This window comes from Burkholderia sp. BCC1999 (assembly GCF_905339975.1).
Classification (GTDB): Bacteria; Pseudomonadota; Gammaproteobacteria; order Burkholderiales; family Burkholderiaceae; genus Burkholderia.
In genome coordinates, this window is sequence record NZ_CAJPHP010000003.1 from 292,619 (window position 1) to 307,294 (window position 14,676).

12 protein-coding genes and 1 pseudogene are annotated in these 14,676 nt (G+C 66.2%); 7 read left to right on the plus strand and 6 right to left on the minus strand.

Features of this window, described 5'->3' with window-relative positions; all coding sequences use genetic code 11:
• Positions 1 to 267 precede the first annotated feature (267 nt).
• The gene (locus U5809_RS06025) at positions 268 to 1,092 is read right to left on the minus strand and encodes an RNA methyltransferase (protein WP_322085878.1); all 825 of its coding nucleotides are present in this window, start codon (positions 1,090 to 1,092) and stop codon (positions 268 to 270) included.
• A gap of 280 nt (positions 1,093 to 1,372) precedes the next feature.
• Here U5809_RS06025 and U5809_RS06030 point away from each other — a divergent pair, with 280 nt between their 5' ends.
• Both U5809_RS06030 and U5809_RS06035 read left to right on the plus strand, forming a co-directional pair.
• The gene (locus U5809_RS06030) at positions 1,373 to 2,176 is read left to right on the plus strand and encodes an inositol monophosphatase family protein (RefSeq protein WP_176047396.1); all 804 of its coding nucleotides are present in this window, start codon (positions 1,373 to 1,375) and stop codon (positions 2,174 to 2,176) included.
• A gap of 319 nt (positions 2,177 to 2,495) precedes the next feature.
• Entirely contained in the window at positions 2,496 to 4,118 is a 1,623-nt protein-coding gene (locus U5809_RS06035) for an NAD(P)/FAD-dependent oxidoreductase (RefSeq protein ID WP_322085923.1), read from the plus strand.
• Positions 4,119 to 4,235: 117 nt separating this feature from the next.
• On the opposite strand, the gene U5809_RS06040 is transcribed toward U5809_RS06035, so the two are convergent.
• Entirely contained in the window at positions 4,236 to 4,931 is a 696-nt protein-coding gene (locus tag U5809_RS06040; protein ID WP_322085879.1) for a methyltransferase family protein, read from the minus strand.
• A 496-nt stretch (positions 4,932 to 5,427) separates the two neighbouring features.
• Here U5809_RS06040 and mutS point away from each other — a divergent pair, with 496 nt between their 5' ends.
• Together mutS and U5809_RS06050 are read left to right on the plus strand one after the other, a co-directional pair.
• Positions 5,428 to 8,085, plus strand: a complete 2,658-nt coding sequence (gene mutS, locus U5809_RS06045; RefSeq protein WP_322085880.1) for a DNA mismatch repair protein MutS — start codon at positions 5,428 to 5,430, stop codon at positions 8,083 to 8,085.
• Positions 8,066 to 9,337, plus strand: coding sequence for a hypothetical protein (locus U5809_RS06050; RefSeq protein ID WP_322085881.1), 1,272 nt, complete (start codon positions 8,066 to 8,068; stop codon positions 9,335 to 9,337). The genes mutS and U5809_RS06050 overlap by 20 nt, the downstream gene beginning before the upstream one ends.
• Here U5809_RS06050 and U5809_RS06055 read toward each other — a convergent pair.
• The gene (locus U5809_RS06055; RefSeq protein WP_175045517.1) at positions 9,317 to 9,859 is read right to left on the minus strand and encodes an FKBP-type peptidyl-prolyl cis-trans isomerase; all 543 of its coding nucleotides are present in this window, start codon (positions 9,857 to 9,859) and stop codon (positions 9,317 to 9,319) included. The genes U5809_RS06050 and U5809_RS06055 overlap by 21 nt on opposite strands.
• A gap of 32 nt (positions 9,860 to 9,891) precedes the next feature.
• Here U5809_RS06055 and U5809_RS06060 point away from each other — a divergent pair, with 32 nt between their 5' ends.
• From U5809_RS06060 to U5809_RS06070, 3 genes and pseudogenes are all read left to right on the plus strand, one after another.
• Positions 9,892 to 11,112 carry a cupin domain-containing protein gene (locus tag U5809_RS06060; protein ID WP_322085882.1) on the plus strand — a complete coding sequence of 407 codons (1,221 nt, stop codon included), beginning with the start codon at positions 9,892 to 9,894 and terminating at the stop codon, positions 11,110 to 11,112.
• A 56-nt stretch (positions 11,113 to 11,168) separates the two neighbouring features.
• Positions 11,169 to 11,415, plus strand: a pseudogene (locus U5809_RS06065) (hypothetical protein).
• The gene (locus tag U5809_RS06070; RefSeq protein WP_034195863.1) at positions 11,345 to 11,608 is read left to right on the plus strand and encodes a hypothetical protein; all 264 of its coding nucleotides are present in this window, start codon (positions 11,345 to 11,347) and stop codon (positions 11,606 to 11,608) included. The pseudogene U5809_RS06065 and the gene U5809_RS06070 overlap by 71 nt, the downstream one beginning before the upstream one ends.
• Positions 11,609 to 11,721: 113 nt before the next feature.
• Here the strand turns inward: U5809_RS06070 and U5809_RS06075 are convergent, their stop codons facing one another.
• The 3 genes from U5809_RS06075 to dapA form a co-directional block, all read right to left on the minus strand.
• Entirely contained in the window at positions 11,722 to 12,498 is a 777-nt protein-coding gene (locus tag U5809_RS06075) for an MBL fold metallo-hydrolase (RefSeq protein ID WP_282505507.1), read from the minus strand.
• A gap of 4 nt (positions 12,499 to 12,502) precedes the next feature.
• A complete protein-coding gene (gene bamC, locus U5809_RS06080) occupies positions 12,503 to 13,648 on the minus strand; it encodes an outer membrane protein assembly factor BamC (RefSeq protein ID WP_322085883.1) in 1,146 nt (381 codons plus the stop codon).
• Between the two features lie 111 nt (positions 13,649 to 13,759).
• Positions 13,760 to 14,662, minus strand: a complete 903-nt coding sequence (dapA, locus tag U5809_RS06085; RefSeq protein ID WP_059233738.1) for a 4-hydroxy-tetrahydrodipicolinate synthase — start codon at positions 14,660 to 14,662, stop codon at positions 13,760 to 13,762.
• Positions 14,663 to 14,676 lie beyond the last annotated feature (14 nt).

Sequence of the window (14,676 nt, forward strand, 5' to 3'; positions counted from 1 at the left end):
TCGCGCCGGGTAATTTGCTTATGACGTCCGGCGATTGTAGGGCCAGTCGCGCACGGCCGCACGCGGTCGCGCGTTCACCCCGCGACCGGCACGGGTATTCGGGCGGGAGGCTTGCCGGCGCGGGCTTGCCGGGAGGGTCGACCGGGTGGATTGCGCCGGGCCGGGGCGCTTCCGCGCCGGCCGACGCGCGACCTGCCCGGCCCGAAGCCGTATCCGGGCGACGACCGAGCGACCGAGCGAGCGACCGGCCGCCGGTGCACAGGCCGCTTACGCGTCGCCGTCGGGCTTGCCCGATTTCAGCAGGATGTGCTTCGCGACGCCGCGCAGGATGTTGACTTCCTCGCGCTCGAGGCCCGTGCGCGCGAACAGGCGCCGCAACCGCGGCATCAGCTTCTTCGGATTACGCGGATCGAGGAAATCGAGCGCGATCAGCGCGTTCTCGAGGTGGACGTACATCCGCTCGATCTCGTCACTTTGTGCGAGCGTGCCGACTTCGGCCGACGGTTGCGCCAACGGCTCGGCCGCCTGCTCGAGAAACGCGACGCGCAACTCGTACGCGAGGACTTGCACGGCCTGCGCAAGGTTCAGCGAGCTGTAGGCCGGGTTCGCCGGAATGTGCGCGAGCGCGCTGCACTGCTCGACATGCTCGTTCGCGAGGCCCGTGCGCTCGTTGCCGAACACGAGCGCGATGTCGCCCGTGCCGACCTGCGCGCACGCCTGCGCGGCGGCCGCACGCGGCGCGAGGCGCGGCGGCCCGTATTCGCGCGTGCGCGCGGTCAGTGCGATCGACCAGTGAACGCCGGACAGCGCGTCGCCGAGCGTCGGCACGACATGCGCGGACGCGAGGACGTCGTCCGCGCCGCTGGCCATCGCGATCGCCTCGGGGTCGCTCTGCACGTGCGGCACGCGCGGCGCAACCAGTACGAGACGCGAAAAGCCCATCGTTTTCAGCGCGCGGGCGGCCGCCCCGACATTGCCAGGATGGCTCGGCTCGACGAGCACGAAGCGGGTGGATGTGAAGCCGCCGGACGGCGGCGGGGACGAGACCGCGCCCGGCTCGGACGGCGCGGCGGTGTTCTGCGGAGTTTCCACTACGATGCGACTCGGTTCATCAGAATGGCAGTATGGTATCGCCATCGCCGCGGCAAACCCACTCGTCCGGACGGACAGTGGGGGTTTCCCCGCATTCCGGTCGCCTGAAACCGCCAAAAATCGGGTAAAATCATGCCTTTACGCGTCGCGCACCGTGCGGCGCGGGTCGTACCCCGCTCTTTGTCAATTCGCGTCTCACCTCGCCCGGCATGCTTGCGCCGTTCCGGGCGGTTGTCCCACTTCGTGGCGGCCCGTGCCGCCGGCTACAGGATCCAGGCTCATGCATCCCATGCTCAACATTGCTGTCAAGGCTGCGCGCCGCGCCGGACAGATCATCAATCGCGCGTCCCTCGATCTCGACCTGATCGAGATCCGCAAGAAGCAGCAGAACGACTTCGTCACCGAAGTGGACAAGGCCGCCGAAGACGCGATCATCGAGACGCTGAAGACCGCCTACCCCGATCACGCGATCCTCGCGGAAGAATCGGGCGAATCGGAGAACGAATCCGAATTCAAGTGGATCATCGATCCGCTCGACGGCACGACCAACTTCATCCACGGCTTCCCGTACTACTGCGTGTCGATCGCGCTCGAGCACAAGGGCGTCGTCACGCAGGCCGTCATCTACGATCCGAACAAGAACGACCTGTTCACGGCCACGCGCGGCCGCGGTGCGTACCTGAACGACCGCCGCATCCGCGTCGGCCGCCGCGACCGCCTGGCAGATGCACTCGTCGGCACCGGCTTCCCGTTCCGCGAGAAGGACGGCCTCGACGCGTACGCACGCCTCTTCACCGAAATGACGCAGGCCTGCACGGGCCTGCGCCGCCCGGGCGCGGCGGCACTCGATCTCGCGAACGTCGCGGCCGGCCGCCTCGACGCGTTCTTCGAGCAAGGCATCAACGTGTGGGACATGGCCGCGGGCAGCCTGCTGATCACCGAGGCCGGCGGCCTCGTCGGCAACTACACGGGTGACGCCGATTTCCTGCATCGCCATGAGATCGTCGCGGCGAACCCGAAGATCTACGCGCAGATGATCCCGATCCTGAACCGCTACAGCCGAGTCCACCCGGCAGCGGAGTAAAAGTCCGAGCCGCGCCCGCATGGCGCGGCTTTTGTGCAAACCGCTCGCGGGCATCGTCACGATCGCGCGCCGTTCGCCCCCCGATCACCCGGGAGGCGCGACAATCTGCCGTGCACAAGGGGCGCTTCGTGCGCCTATCCTGAAGTTGCCCGAGTCGTCCGGGCGGGTCGGCGTACTGCCGCTCGCCCCGCTTCTCCCGCAACGACAATGAATGGTTTGCGTCCGGCAGGCCCGCGCGACGAACAACGCCGCCGCCGGCATACCGGCCCCACCCGTATCAACATCGCCACGACGCCGTGGCAATCGCATCCGAGTCCCCATGTTACGGCTAAGCGAAATCAAACTCCCCCTCGACCACCCCGAGAGCGCACTCGAGGCCGCCGTTCGCGCGCGCCTCGCCGAGCTTGGCGTGGCGGCGGACGAGCTCCTCCGTTACACCGTGTTCCGCCGCGCGCACGATGCGCGCAAGCGTTCGGACATCAAGCTCACGTACATCGTCGATCTCGAGGTCAAGGACGAAGCGGCCGCGCTCAAGCGCATGGCCGGCAAGCCGCATTGCGGCAAGACGCCCGACATGGCGTACCACTTCGTCACGAAGGCGCCCGAGCGCGCCGATTTCCTGCGCCCGGTCGTCATCGGCATGGGGCCGTGCGGCCTGTTTGCGGGCCTGATCCTCGCGCAGATGGGCTTCCGTCCCATCATCCTCGAACGCGGCAAGGCCGTGCGCGAGCGCACCAAGGACACCTTCGGCCTGTGGCGCAAGAGCGTGCTCAACCCCGAATCCAACGTGCAGTTCGGCGAAGGCGGCGCCGGGACCTTTTCCGACGGCAAGCTGTACAGCCAGATCAAGGATCCCCACCACTATGGCCGCAAGGTGCTGGACGAGTTCGTCAAGGCCGGCGCACCGGAAGACATCCTGTATCTGAGCCGGCCGCACATCGGCACGTTCCGCCTCGTGAGCATGGTGGAAAAAATGCGCGCGTCCATCCACGAACTCGGTGGCGAAGTGCGCTTCGAAACCCGGGTCGACGACATCGACATCGATCAGGGCAAGGTGCGCGCGCTCAAGCTGTCGAACGGCGAAACGCTCCCGTGCGACCACGTAGTGCTGGCCGTGGGCCACAGCGCGCGCGACACGTTCCAGATGCTGCACGACCGCGGCGTCTATATCGAAGCCAAGCCGTTCTCGCTGGGTTTTCGCATCGAACACCCGCAGGGGTTGATCGACCGCAGCCGTTTCGGCAAGTTTGCAGGCCACAAGCAGCTCGGCGCGGCCGACTACAAGGTGGTTCACCACGCCAACAACGGCCGGGCCGTCTACAGCTTCTGCATGTGTCCGGGCGGCACGGTGGTCGCGGCGACCTCCGAGCCGGGGCGCGTCGTGACCAACGGGATGAGCCAGTATTCGCGCGCCGAGCGCAACGCGAATGCCGGCATCGTCGTCGGCATCACGCCGGACGACTATCCCGGCGGCCCGCTGGCAGGCATCGCGTTCCAGCGCAAATGGGAAGAACGCGCGTTCGAACTCGGTGGCGGCGATTACCGCGCGCCGGGCCAGTTGGTCGGCGATTTCATCGCAGGCCGGCCGTCGACGTCGCTGGGTTCCGTGGTCCCGTCGTACAAGCCTGGCGTGAATCCGACCGACCTCAGCACCGCGCTGCCGGACTACGTGATCGAAGCCATCCGCGAAGCGCTGCCCGAGATCGACAAGAAGATCGCCGGCTTCGCGATGCACGATGCGGTGCTGACCGGCGTGGAAACGCGCACGTCGTCGCCGATCCGGATTCGACGCAAGGACGACTACCAGAGCATGAACGTGGACGGCCTGTATCCGGCCGGCGAAGGCGCCGGCTATGCGGGCGGCATCTATTCGGCCGCCATCGACGGCATCGAAGTCGCGCAGGCGGTCGCACTCAGCATGACGTCGGGACACACGTCCTGACAAGCCGGACAAAGCCGGCGTGCGAAGGTCCGTGACCCGAGTACGCCGGCTTTTGCATGTCCGCCGCGCCAGTGTGCTGCATCGGCGCGCAGCCATCGCGCGCTTTCGGCACTCCCGTCAAAACACGCCGGGAATCAGCCGATATCGAACCTTCGTCTTGTACGCACGATAATCGGCGTCTTCCGACAGCACTCGCTCCTCCATACTGATTCGCCCGATCTGCAACAGCATCCAGATGCCGATCGTGAGCAGGTTTCGCGTACTGAAGTTTGCCAGCAGGAAACCGATTTCGGACAACAGATAACCGGCATAGATCGGGTGGCGCATGAACCGGTACGCACCGGTCGACACGACGCCGCGATTCGCCGGCAGCAAACCGAACGAGCGCCCGAGCGACAGTTTCGCGAACAGTTGCCACGCAATCCCGCAAATTTGCCAGGCGCCCCCCGCCCACTCCGGAATCAGTTGCGTGCTGGCAGTCAGCTGATAGGTCAGGCAGTAGAACGAACCACCCAGAGAAATGCACACCGCGACGGGATGCCAATCGCGCCGTGTCGGCAATTTGGCAAAAGCCGACATGCCGACGGTCAGTACCGCGGATACCAGCAGCAGGATCAGCGTGATCCGGCTCGGGTCCGCTCGCCACGGCATGTAAATCAGATAAGCAAATACGCCTAGCACGGTCACCGACGCCACGCGAGCACAAAGCTCGATCAGATTGATCCGCTCCGACTCATGCGCAACCGCTGTAACGTGCGGCACCAGCGTACTTTGCGCGCACGCGCGCCCCGCATCCTGTATGGCCTGCTTCATGTTTGTGCCCCGAACTTACCGCGTTTTTATTTATATTGCCGTTTCAGACTAGCACGCTCCCGCCATTGAAACTTGTTTAAGTTTCAGTTTTGCGAGGTTGATTGGTGTAAGTCCCGAGAGCATCGGCAAATATAAAGACCGTGTAACCGGATTACGCGGTCTGCCAAACGTTTCACAGTTCGCAGCGCTGTTCAGGCAGACGAAATCGTCTGCGGCCGGCGGTAATGGGTGGCCTGTCTCCCCGGCAAAAAAAGGGCCGAATGAAAGCCGCGGACCGGGTGGCCATGATCGAAACCGACCGACGGCGCTGCGCAGCCAGATTCGAAGCCGCAGCGCGCCGCCCGACGTCCAGACACACGCGCTGAGATGCGAGGCGCCGTCGGCACGCATGGGTTCGCGTGATCGTCCACACCTGGCCAAACGGCGAACTTCACGCGTGCATATGGAAGCGACTGGTAAACTCGGGCAACCAAAGCAACAACTTCATGCCTGACCTATGACCACGCTGTCGCCCGACGCCTTTGCCGGCCACACTCCGATGATGCAGCAGTACCTGCGCATCAAGGCCGATCATCCCGACACACTCGTCTTCTACCGGATGGGCGACTTCTACGAGCTGTTCTTCGAAGACGCGGAAAAGGCCGCACGCCTGCTCGACCTGACCCTCACGCAACGCGGCGCGACGGCCGGCACGCCGATCAAGATGGCCGGCGTGCCGCATCACGCGGTCGAACAGTATCTGGCGAAGCTCGTGAAGATGGGCGAATCGGTCGCGATCTGCGAACAGATCGGCGATCCCGCCACGTCGAAGGGGCCCGTCGAGCGCAAGGTCGTGCGCGTCGTCACGCCCGGCACGCTGACCGATGCCGCGCTGTTGTCCGACAAGAACGACGTGTACCTGCTCGCGATGTGCACGGGCCACAACAAGCGCGGCGTCGCGGTCAATGTCGGCCTCGCGTGGCTGAACCTCGCCAGCGGCGCACTGCGGCTCGCCGAAATCGAACCCGATCAGCTCGCAGCGGCGCTCGAACGCATCCGGCCGGCCGAAATCCTGACGCCGGACGGCGCGACCGACGCCGTGCCCGCAGGCGCGGGCGCAAGCAAGCGCGTGCCGGCCTGGCACTTCGACATCGCATCGGGCACGCAGCGCCTGTGCGACCAGCTCGACGTCGCGAGTCTCGACGGATTCGGCGCGCACTCGCTGACGAGCGCATGCGGCGCGGCCGGCGCGCTGCTGCTCTATGCGGCGGCGACGCAGGGCCAGCAGTTGCGGCACGTGCGCAGCCTGAAGGTGGAGAACGAAACCGAATACATCGGGCTCGATCCGGCCACGCGCCGCAACCTCGAATTGACCGAGACGCTGCGCGGCACCGAGTCGCCGACGCTGTATTCGTTGCTCGACACCTGCTGCACGACGATGGGCAGCCGCCTGCTGCGTCATTGGCTGCATCACCCGCCGCGCGCGTCGGTTGCCGCGCAATCGCGCCAGCAGGCCATCGGCGCGCTGCTCGATGCGCCAGCGAACGCAAGCCTCGATGCGCTGCGCAGCGCGCTGCGCCAGATCGCCGACGTCGAACGGATCACCGGGCGTCTCGCGCTGCTGTCCGCGCGCCCGCGCGACCTGTCGAGCCTGCGTGACACATTCGCCGCACTGCCGGCGCTGCGCGAGCGCATCAGCGCGATCGTCGCGAATGCCGATGCGCTCACGCGCGTCGATGCGGCACTCGCGCCGCCCGCCGAATGCCTCGACCTGCTGACCAGCGCGATTGCGCCCGAGCCGGCCGCGATGGTGCGCGACGGCGGCGTGATCGCGCGCGGCTACGATGCCGAACTCGACGAACTGCGCGACATCTCGGAGAACTGCGGGCAGTTCCTGATCGATCTCGAAGCACGCGAACGCACGCGCACTGGCATCGCGAACCTGCGCGTCGAATACAACAAGGTGCACGGCTTCTACATCGAAGTCACGCGCGGCCAGGCGGACAAGGTGCCCGACGACTACCGCCGCCGCCAGACGCTGAAGAACGCCGAGCGCTACATCACGCCCGAACTGAAGACCTTCGAGGACAAGGCGCTGTCCGCGCAGGAACGTGCGCTCGCGCGCGAGCGCGCGCTGTACGACTCGGTGCTGCAGGCGCTGCTGCCGTTCATCCCCGAGTGCCAGCGCGTCGCGTCGGCACTCGCCGAGCTCGACCTGCTCGCCGCCTTCGCCGAACGCGCGCGCGCACTCGACTGGGTCGCACCGACCTTCACCGACGAGATCGGCATCGACATCGAACAGGGCCGCCACCCGGTCGTCGAAGCGCAGGTCGAGCAGTTCATCGCGAACGACTGCCGGTTCGACACCGAGCGCAAGCTGCTGCTGATCACCGGTCCGAACATGGGCGGTAAGTCGACGTTCATGCGGCAGACCGCACTGATCGCGCTGATGGCTTACGTCGGCAGCTACGTGCCGGCGAAGTCGGCGTGCTTCGGTCCGATCGACCGGATCTTCACGCGCATCGGCGCAGCCGACGATCTCGCGGGCGGCCGCTCGACGTTCATGGTCGAGATGACCGAGGCCGCGGCGATCCTCAACGACGCGACGCCGCAAAGCCTCGTACTGATGGACGAGATCGGCCGCGGCACGTCGACGTTCGACGGCCTCGCACTCGCGTGGGCGATCGCGCGCCACCTGCTCGCACACAACGCGTGCTACACGCTGTTCGCGACGCACTACTTCGAGCTGACGCAGCTGCCAGCCGAATTCCCGCAGGCGGCCAACGTCCACCTGTCTGCCGTCGAACACGGCCACGGCATCGTGTTCCTGCACGCGGTCAACGAAGGGCCGGCGAACCAGAGCTACGGCCTGCAGGTCGCGCAGCTCGCCGGCGTCCCGGCACCGGTGATCCGTGCCGCGCGCAAGCACCTCGCCTATCTCGAACAGCAGTCGGCGCCGCAACACACGCCGCAACTCGATCTGTTCAGCGCACCGCAGGCGATCGTCGACGATCTCGAATGCGCAGATGCACCGGCCCGGCCCGACGCACCGCATCCGGCGCTCGACAAGCTGCGCGACATCGATCCCGACGATCTCAAGCCGCGCGAGGCGCTCGATCTGCTGTACGAACTGCGCACGCTGGTCCGGTCGCACGATGCCGACGGGCACGCGTAAGCGCGTCTCGCCGGGCCTGCCGGCCCGCGCGGCCGCCGCGCTCTGCGCGGCGTTACTCACGCTCGCGCAGGCCGGTGCGCAGGCTGCACCGCCGAAGCGCACCACCGCGCCCTACTCGTTCGCGGTTGTGTCGGGCGTCATCAACGTCCCGGCGGACGAACCCTCCGCCCAGCGGCTGCTCGATTCGATCGCGCGCGAGCGCAACCTCTCTTTCGTCGTCTATGCGGGCGATCTCAAGGGTTCGAAGGAAGCGTGCCGCGATGCGCTGTATTCGCAGCGCGGCGCGATCCTGGATTCGGCGCGCGTGCCGCTCGTGTTCATTCCCGGCCACGACGACTGGCTGACGTGCAACACGGCAGCCGGCGGCGGCTACGATCCGGTCGAGCGGCTCGACTTCCTGCGGCAGACGCTGCTCGCCGACTCCGCGCTGCCCGATCCCGGCGGGCTGCAGATCACGCGGGAAAGCGAAGTCGCACGGTTCCGGCCGTATCGCGAGAATGCCCGCTGGATGCGCGACGACATCGTCTACGTCGCGCTCAACGCACCGGCGCCGAACAACCACTACCTGACAGCCGGCGGCCGCAACGGCGAATTCGAGGATCGCATCATCGCTAACGGTTTCTGGATCGATCACGCGGCCGAATACGCGAAGCGGCGCGAAGCGCGCGCGATCGTGGTGATTTTCGAGGGCGATCCGCAGTTCGAACGCTATGAACGCGCGGAACGCTTTGCGTGGCTGCGTTTCAACCGGCCGCGCGTACGCGACGGCTTCCGTGAACTGAAACGAACGCTGGTGAAGGCTGCGGCGACGTTCCGCGGCCCGATCCTGGTGATGCACGCGAGTGGCGAACCGCTGGCGAACGGCTTCCTGATCGACCGGCCGCTGCGTGCCGACGATGGTGAGCTGATAGGAAACGTGACGCGCGTCGCGATCGGACCGCGCCATCCGGCGAATCAGTGGGTCAAGGTGAGCGTGTCGCCGTCACGGCAGACAATCTTCAACGTGAGCCTGCAGGAGGTGCCGAAGAACCTGCCTGTGCCGCCCGCGCTGCCGCTCGTGCCGCACGACGACGTACCGCTGCCACAGATGCCTGAAATCCCTGCGTTGCCGGCGTTGCCCGACTCGTCGTCGGTCGCGCCGCCGCTGCAGGGTGACGGCGCCGCCCCGGGCGGCGCGTCGTGGCCGGTGCCGCCCCCTGCATCGGGGCCGGCGCCCGGCCTGCCTGCCAGCTCAGTGCAGGGTACGCCCTGACGGCGCTTCGCCGTCTTCGTCTTCGTCCTCGTCGACGATTTCGAGCCCTTCCGCGCCATGCGCGTGCTCATGCTCGATTTCGTCTTCGGTGGCTTCGCGAACGTCCTTCACGGTCAGTGCGAAACGCAGCGCCATGCCGGCCAGCGGGTGATTGCCGTCGAGCACGACCTTGTCTTCGGCGACGTCGGTGACCGTATAGATCAGCGAATCGACTTCCTCGTCGCCGTCTTCCGGCGTGCCTTCGAACTGCATACCCACTTCGAGCGGCTCGGGAAAACGATCGCGCGGCTCGATCTTCACGAGTTCGGGATCGTAGTCGCCGAACGCGTCCTGCGGCTCGAGCTGAACCTGCGCCTCGTAGCCCGGCTCGTGGCCGTCAAGCTGTTCCTCGATCTTGGGGAACGTGCCATCATAGCCGCCGTGCAGATAGACCATCGGCTCGTCGCTTTCCTCGATCAGATTGCCCTGTGCATCCGACAGCTTGTAAGTGACCGACACGACGGTGTTTTTTGCGATTTTCATCCAATTCTCCCAAATACAACTCTCATTATACGATGCGCAACCGGTCTCAAGCCGAACCGCGGGATACCGCTGCCGCCCCGCTCGGCGCGCCGCCTTCCGATCTTCCCACACCGCTGCTCGGCGGTCTCACGCCGGCGCAATTCATGCGCGGCTACTGGCAGAAGAAGCCGCTGCTGATCCGTCAGGCGATCCCCGGCGTTGCATCACCGGTCTCGCGCGACGCGCTGTTCGAGCTTGCCGCCGACTATGACGCGGAATCGCGACTGATCACCCATTTTCGTAACAAGTGGCAACTGGCGCACGGCCCGTTCGAACCGGGCTCGCTGCCGGCCGTCACGCGCAAGGCGTGGACCCTGCTCGTACAAGGGCTCGACCTGCACGTCGACGCGGCGCGCGCGCTGCTCGACCGCTTCCGCTTCATCCCCGACGCGCGGCTGGACGACCTGATGATCTCGTATGCGACGGACGGCGGCGGCGTCGGCCCGCATTTCGATTCATACGACGTCTTCCTGCTGCAGGTCGAAGGCCGGCGCCGCTGGCGTGTCGGTGCGCAAAAGGACCTGTCGCTGCAGCCGGACGTGCCGCTGAAGATCCTCGAAAACTTCGAGCCGAGCGACGAGTGGGTGCTGGAGCCCGGCGACATGCTTTACCTGCCGCCGCACATCGCGCACGACGGCGTCGCCGAAGGCGCGTGCATGACCTGCTCGATCGGCTTCCGGGCGCCGTCGGCCGGTGAACTGGGCGCCCAGTTCCTGTACTATCTCGCGGAGCGCGGCGGCCTGCGCGACGGGGGCGGCGACGATCTCTACCGCGACCCGAAGCAGCCGGCCGTCGATACGCCCGCTCAATTGCCTCCGGCGATGGTCGAGCGTGTCGCCGAGATCGTCGATGCGATCCGCTGGCGCAAGCGCGACGTCGCTGAATTCCTCGGTTGCTACCTGAGCGAGCCCAAGCCGAACGTCGTTTTCGACCCGCCGGCGCGCCCGTTGTCCGAGTCCGCGTTCGTCACGCAAGCTTCACGACGTGGCGTGTGTCTCGACAGAAGGGCCGCATTGATGTATAACGCGCGCTCGTACTTCATTAATGGTGAGGAAGGGCCGCTCGAGCAGGCCGGTGAATGGCTGCCCGAACTGGCCAATCAACGCCAGATGGAGGCGAAACGGTTTGTAACACTATCCCGGGTTCCCTCAATGACAGCCTTGTTGCACGAGTGGTATTGTGCGGGCTGGATACGGGTCGGAAACCGGAATTAGTGTGAGTCGCCCCGTATGCCCGTACGGATCAAATTCTGTATGGGAAAGACAACGTATTGACCCCGCATTTGTCGACGGTCGATAGGAAAGTGCATATAATTTCCGCCCAAGCCGTAGGGAAGATTCACGCTCTAAGAAGTGCATCTCCACCAGCGGCCCAGGTCGGTGTTGGAGCACATTACCGGTATTGTTTCGCGCTGTTGCTTACCTTTAACCATAAAAGGACGTGATCATGAAGAAATCCCTCCTCGTAGCTTCCCTGTTGGCTGCTGTTGCACTGGCTGCTTGCAACAAGAGCGCTGATCAAGCTGCTTCGTCGGCTGCAAGCGACGCGGCTGCTGCTGCTTCGACGGCTGCTTCGGCAGTTGCTGGTGCAGCGAGCGACGCTGCTGCCGCTGCTTCGTCGGCAACGGCTGCTGCGAGCGACGCTGCTGCTGCAGTGGCGTCGGCTGCTTCGGCAGCGACGGCTGCTCCGGCTTCGGGCGCAAGCCAGTAAGCCTCAGCGTCAGCTGAAAAAAAACCGGCCCGAGGGCCGGTTTTTTTACGTCTGCCGTTTCCGTACATATCGCCCGGCAGCCGCACCGGGCCGCCGTAGCGGCCCTGCCCCGCTCATCCGAGCATCAGCCAGTCGAAGCCCGCGTCCTGCGAGGCCACGATCACGTCCTCCCCATCCGTCCCCAGTACGCCGCCGAACGCCCGGCGGGCCAGTTCCGGCAGGTTGTTCTGCTGGCTCAGGTGCGCCGCGACCAGGTGCTTGAGGCGACTGCGTTCGAGCGACGCGAGGATGTCGGCCGCCGCGTCATTGCTCAGGTGCCCATGGTTGCCGCCGATCCGCGCCTTCAGCGACTGCGGATAGCGGCTCGCAGCCAGCATCGCGGTATCGTGGTTGGATTCGAGCACCAGCGCGTCACAGCCGCTCAGGACGGCCGTAATGTGCGGCGTGGCCATCCCGACGTCGGTCAGCACGCCGAGCCGGCTGCAGCCGTCCATGAACACGAACTGGAGCGGTTCCCGCGCATCGTGGGGGACCGTATAGGGCATCACGGCCAGATCGCGTATCGCGGCCGTCTCGTCGCCCCACAGCACGTGGAGATCGACATCGGCCTCGTCCGCACCAACCGCGCGCGCGGTGCCCCAGCTCATGTAGAGCGGCAGCGACGCACGACGGGCGAGCGTCAGCGCGCTGCCGACGTGGTCGCTGTGTTCGTGGGTGATGAGGATCGCATCGAGATCATCGATGCCGAGATTCAGTCGGCCGAGCCGGCGCTCGACCTCCTTGGCGGAAAAGCCGCAGTCGAGCAGCACGCGGGTGGTCGTCGTGCCGCTCGAGGCCTCGACTACCAGCGCGTTGCCTTCGCTGCCGCTTCCGAGGCTGGCGAATCGCACGCGCTCAGTTCAGTTGCGCGTGCAGCAGCGAGATGATCCGCTGCGCGTCCGACGAGTTGTCGACCTGGCCGTTTGCGCCGACCACCGCGACCTGCGTGCCACCGGCGCCTTGCGCGCGTACGTTGACGAGGAATTCCTTGCCCGGCTTCGCCGCCGACGGACCGCCGTAGAACAGCTTGCCGAACAGGCCGTCACGCTTGAGCTCTTCCATCGTATTCGCGTAGCGCACGGTATACATGCCCTTCTCGCGGTCGCGATTGTCGACCGTGAAGTTGGTGCGGTCGAGCGCCAGGCCCACACGCAGCCACGCGCGATCGAACGACTCGGCCAGCTGCAGCGTCGCCGCGCCGCCGCTCGTGTCGCTGACCTGTGCCGGCGCCGTCGCGGGATGCGCGTCGGTCAGCAACTGCTTCGCCTGCGCGTCGGTCAGGCCGAACTTCTGCATCAGCTTCGACAGGAAGACGGCTTCGAGCACCGGGTTGCGCGGACGCTCTTCCCAGCGCGACGACGTGCCGCCCTGCGGGCCGACCATCATTTCTTCCATCGCGCTGTGCGTGATCGAGATGTCGGTATTGCCGTCCGGCGTGCGGTTCACGAGCGTGCGGAAGCGGTCGCGCGTGCCCGACGAGTAGGCGAAATCGATGACCTTGCCGATCGTGCGGCGGAACCAGTCGTCCGGAATGTTCGCGCGGTTTTCGGCCCAGTCGGTCGCCATGATGCCCGTCGACGGCGCATCGGTCTTCAGCGAGAAGCCGTTCTCCTGCCAGAACTCCTTCAGGATCGGCCACAGCTGCTCGGGCGTCCGGCCATCGACGACGAGCCAGCGGCGATCGCCGTCGCGCTCGATATGCATGCCGAGCGGATCCTGCGCGCTCGGGATGCCGTCGGTCGCGTTGCCGGCCTGCGTCGTGACCCGCGGCGGCAGCGTACCGAGCCCCGCGTTGCTCGGCGGCGCAACGAACTGCTGCGTCGTCGGCACCGGCTTCAGGTCGCTCGGCACCGCGAGCGGCGGCGCCGAGCCGGTGTTCTTGTAGTTGACCCGGTCGGGGGCCAGGTAGTCGTTCAGCGTATCGCAGCCAGCGAGCGCGCCCAGCGCCAGCGCCACCACCGACAGCTGGATGGCGCGAGAGGAAATGGCGAAACGTTTCATGAAATCCTTCGTCTTGCTAGAACGCTCGTCAGGAGCGGCGCCGGACGGAGCCGGCCGGTGCGGGTTGATCAGGGGTCGAGCCGGCGACCGCAGGACGCGGCCGCCTCGGCATCAGAGAACGCCGGCCTCGACGAGGGCCGAACGCACGGCATCGTGACAGCGCTCGTCGAGCGCCGTGAGCGGCAGCCGGATACCGCCCTGCATCTTGCCCATCGCCTGCAGCGCCCACTTCACCGGGATCGGGTTCGCCTCGATGAACAGGTTCTTGTGCAGCGACAGCAGCTTCATGTGCAGCGCCCGGGCGGTCTGGACGTCACCGGCCAGCGCCGCGCGGCACAGGTCGCTCATCGCACGCGGGGCGACGTTCGCCGTCACCGAGATGTTGCCGTGGCCGCCGAGCAGCATCAGCGCGATCGCAGTCGGATCGTCGCCGCTGTAGATCGCGAAATGCTTCGGTGCGGCCTTGATCAGGTGCGCCGCGCGATCGATGTTGCCGGTCGCTTCCTTCACGCCGATGATGCCCGGCACTTCCGCGAGGCGCAGCGTCGTTTCGTTCGCCATGTCCGCGACCGTACGGCCCGGCACGTTGTACAGGATCACCGGCAGATCGACCGCTTCGGCGATCGTCCGGAAGTGACGGTACATGCCTTCCTGCGTCGGCTTGTTGTAGTACGGCACGACCTGCAGCGTAGCGTCCGCGCCGACCGCCTTTGCGTGCTTCGTCAACTCGATCGCCTCGGCGGTCGAGTTGCCGCCCGCGCCCGCGATGATCGGGATGCGTTTTGCCGCATGCTCGACCGCCGTGCGGATCATCAGGATGTGCTCTTCGACGTTGAGCGTTGCCGACTCGCCGCTCGTACCGACCACGACCAGCGCATCGGTGCCTTCCGCGATGTGCCAGTCGATCAGTTTGCGAAACGCCGGCAGGTCGAGACTGCCGTCTTCGAGCATCGGGGTGACGATCGCGGGGATGCTGCCGCGGATTTGAATGCCGTCTTGGGTGCCGTTAGCCATGAAACGCGATTGAA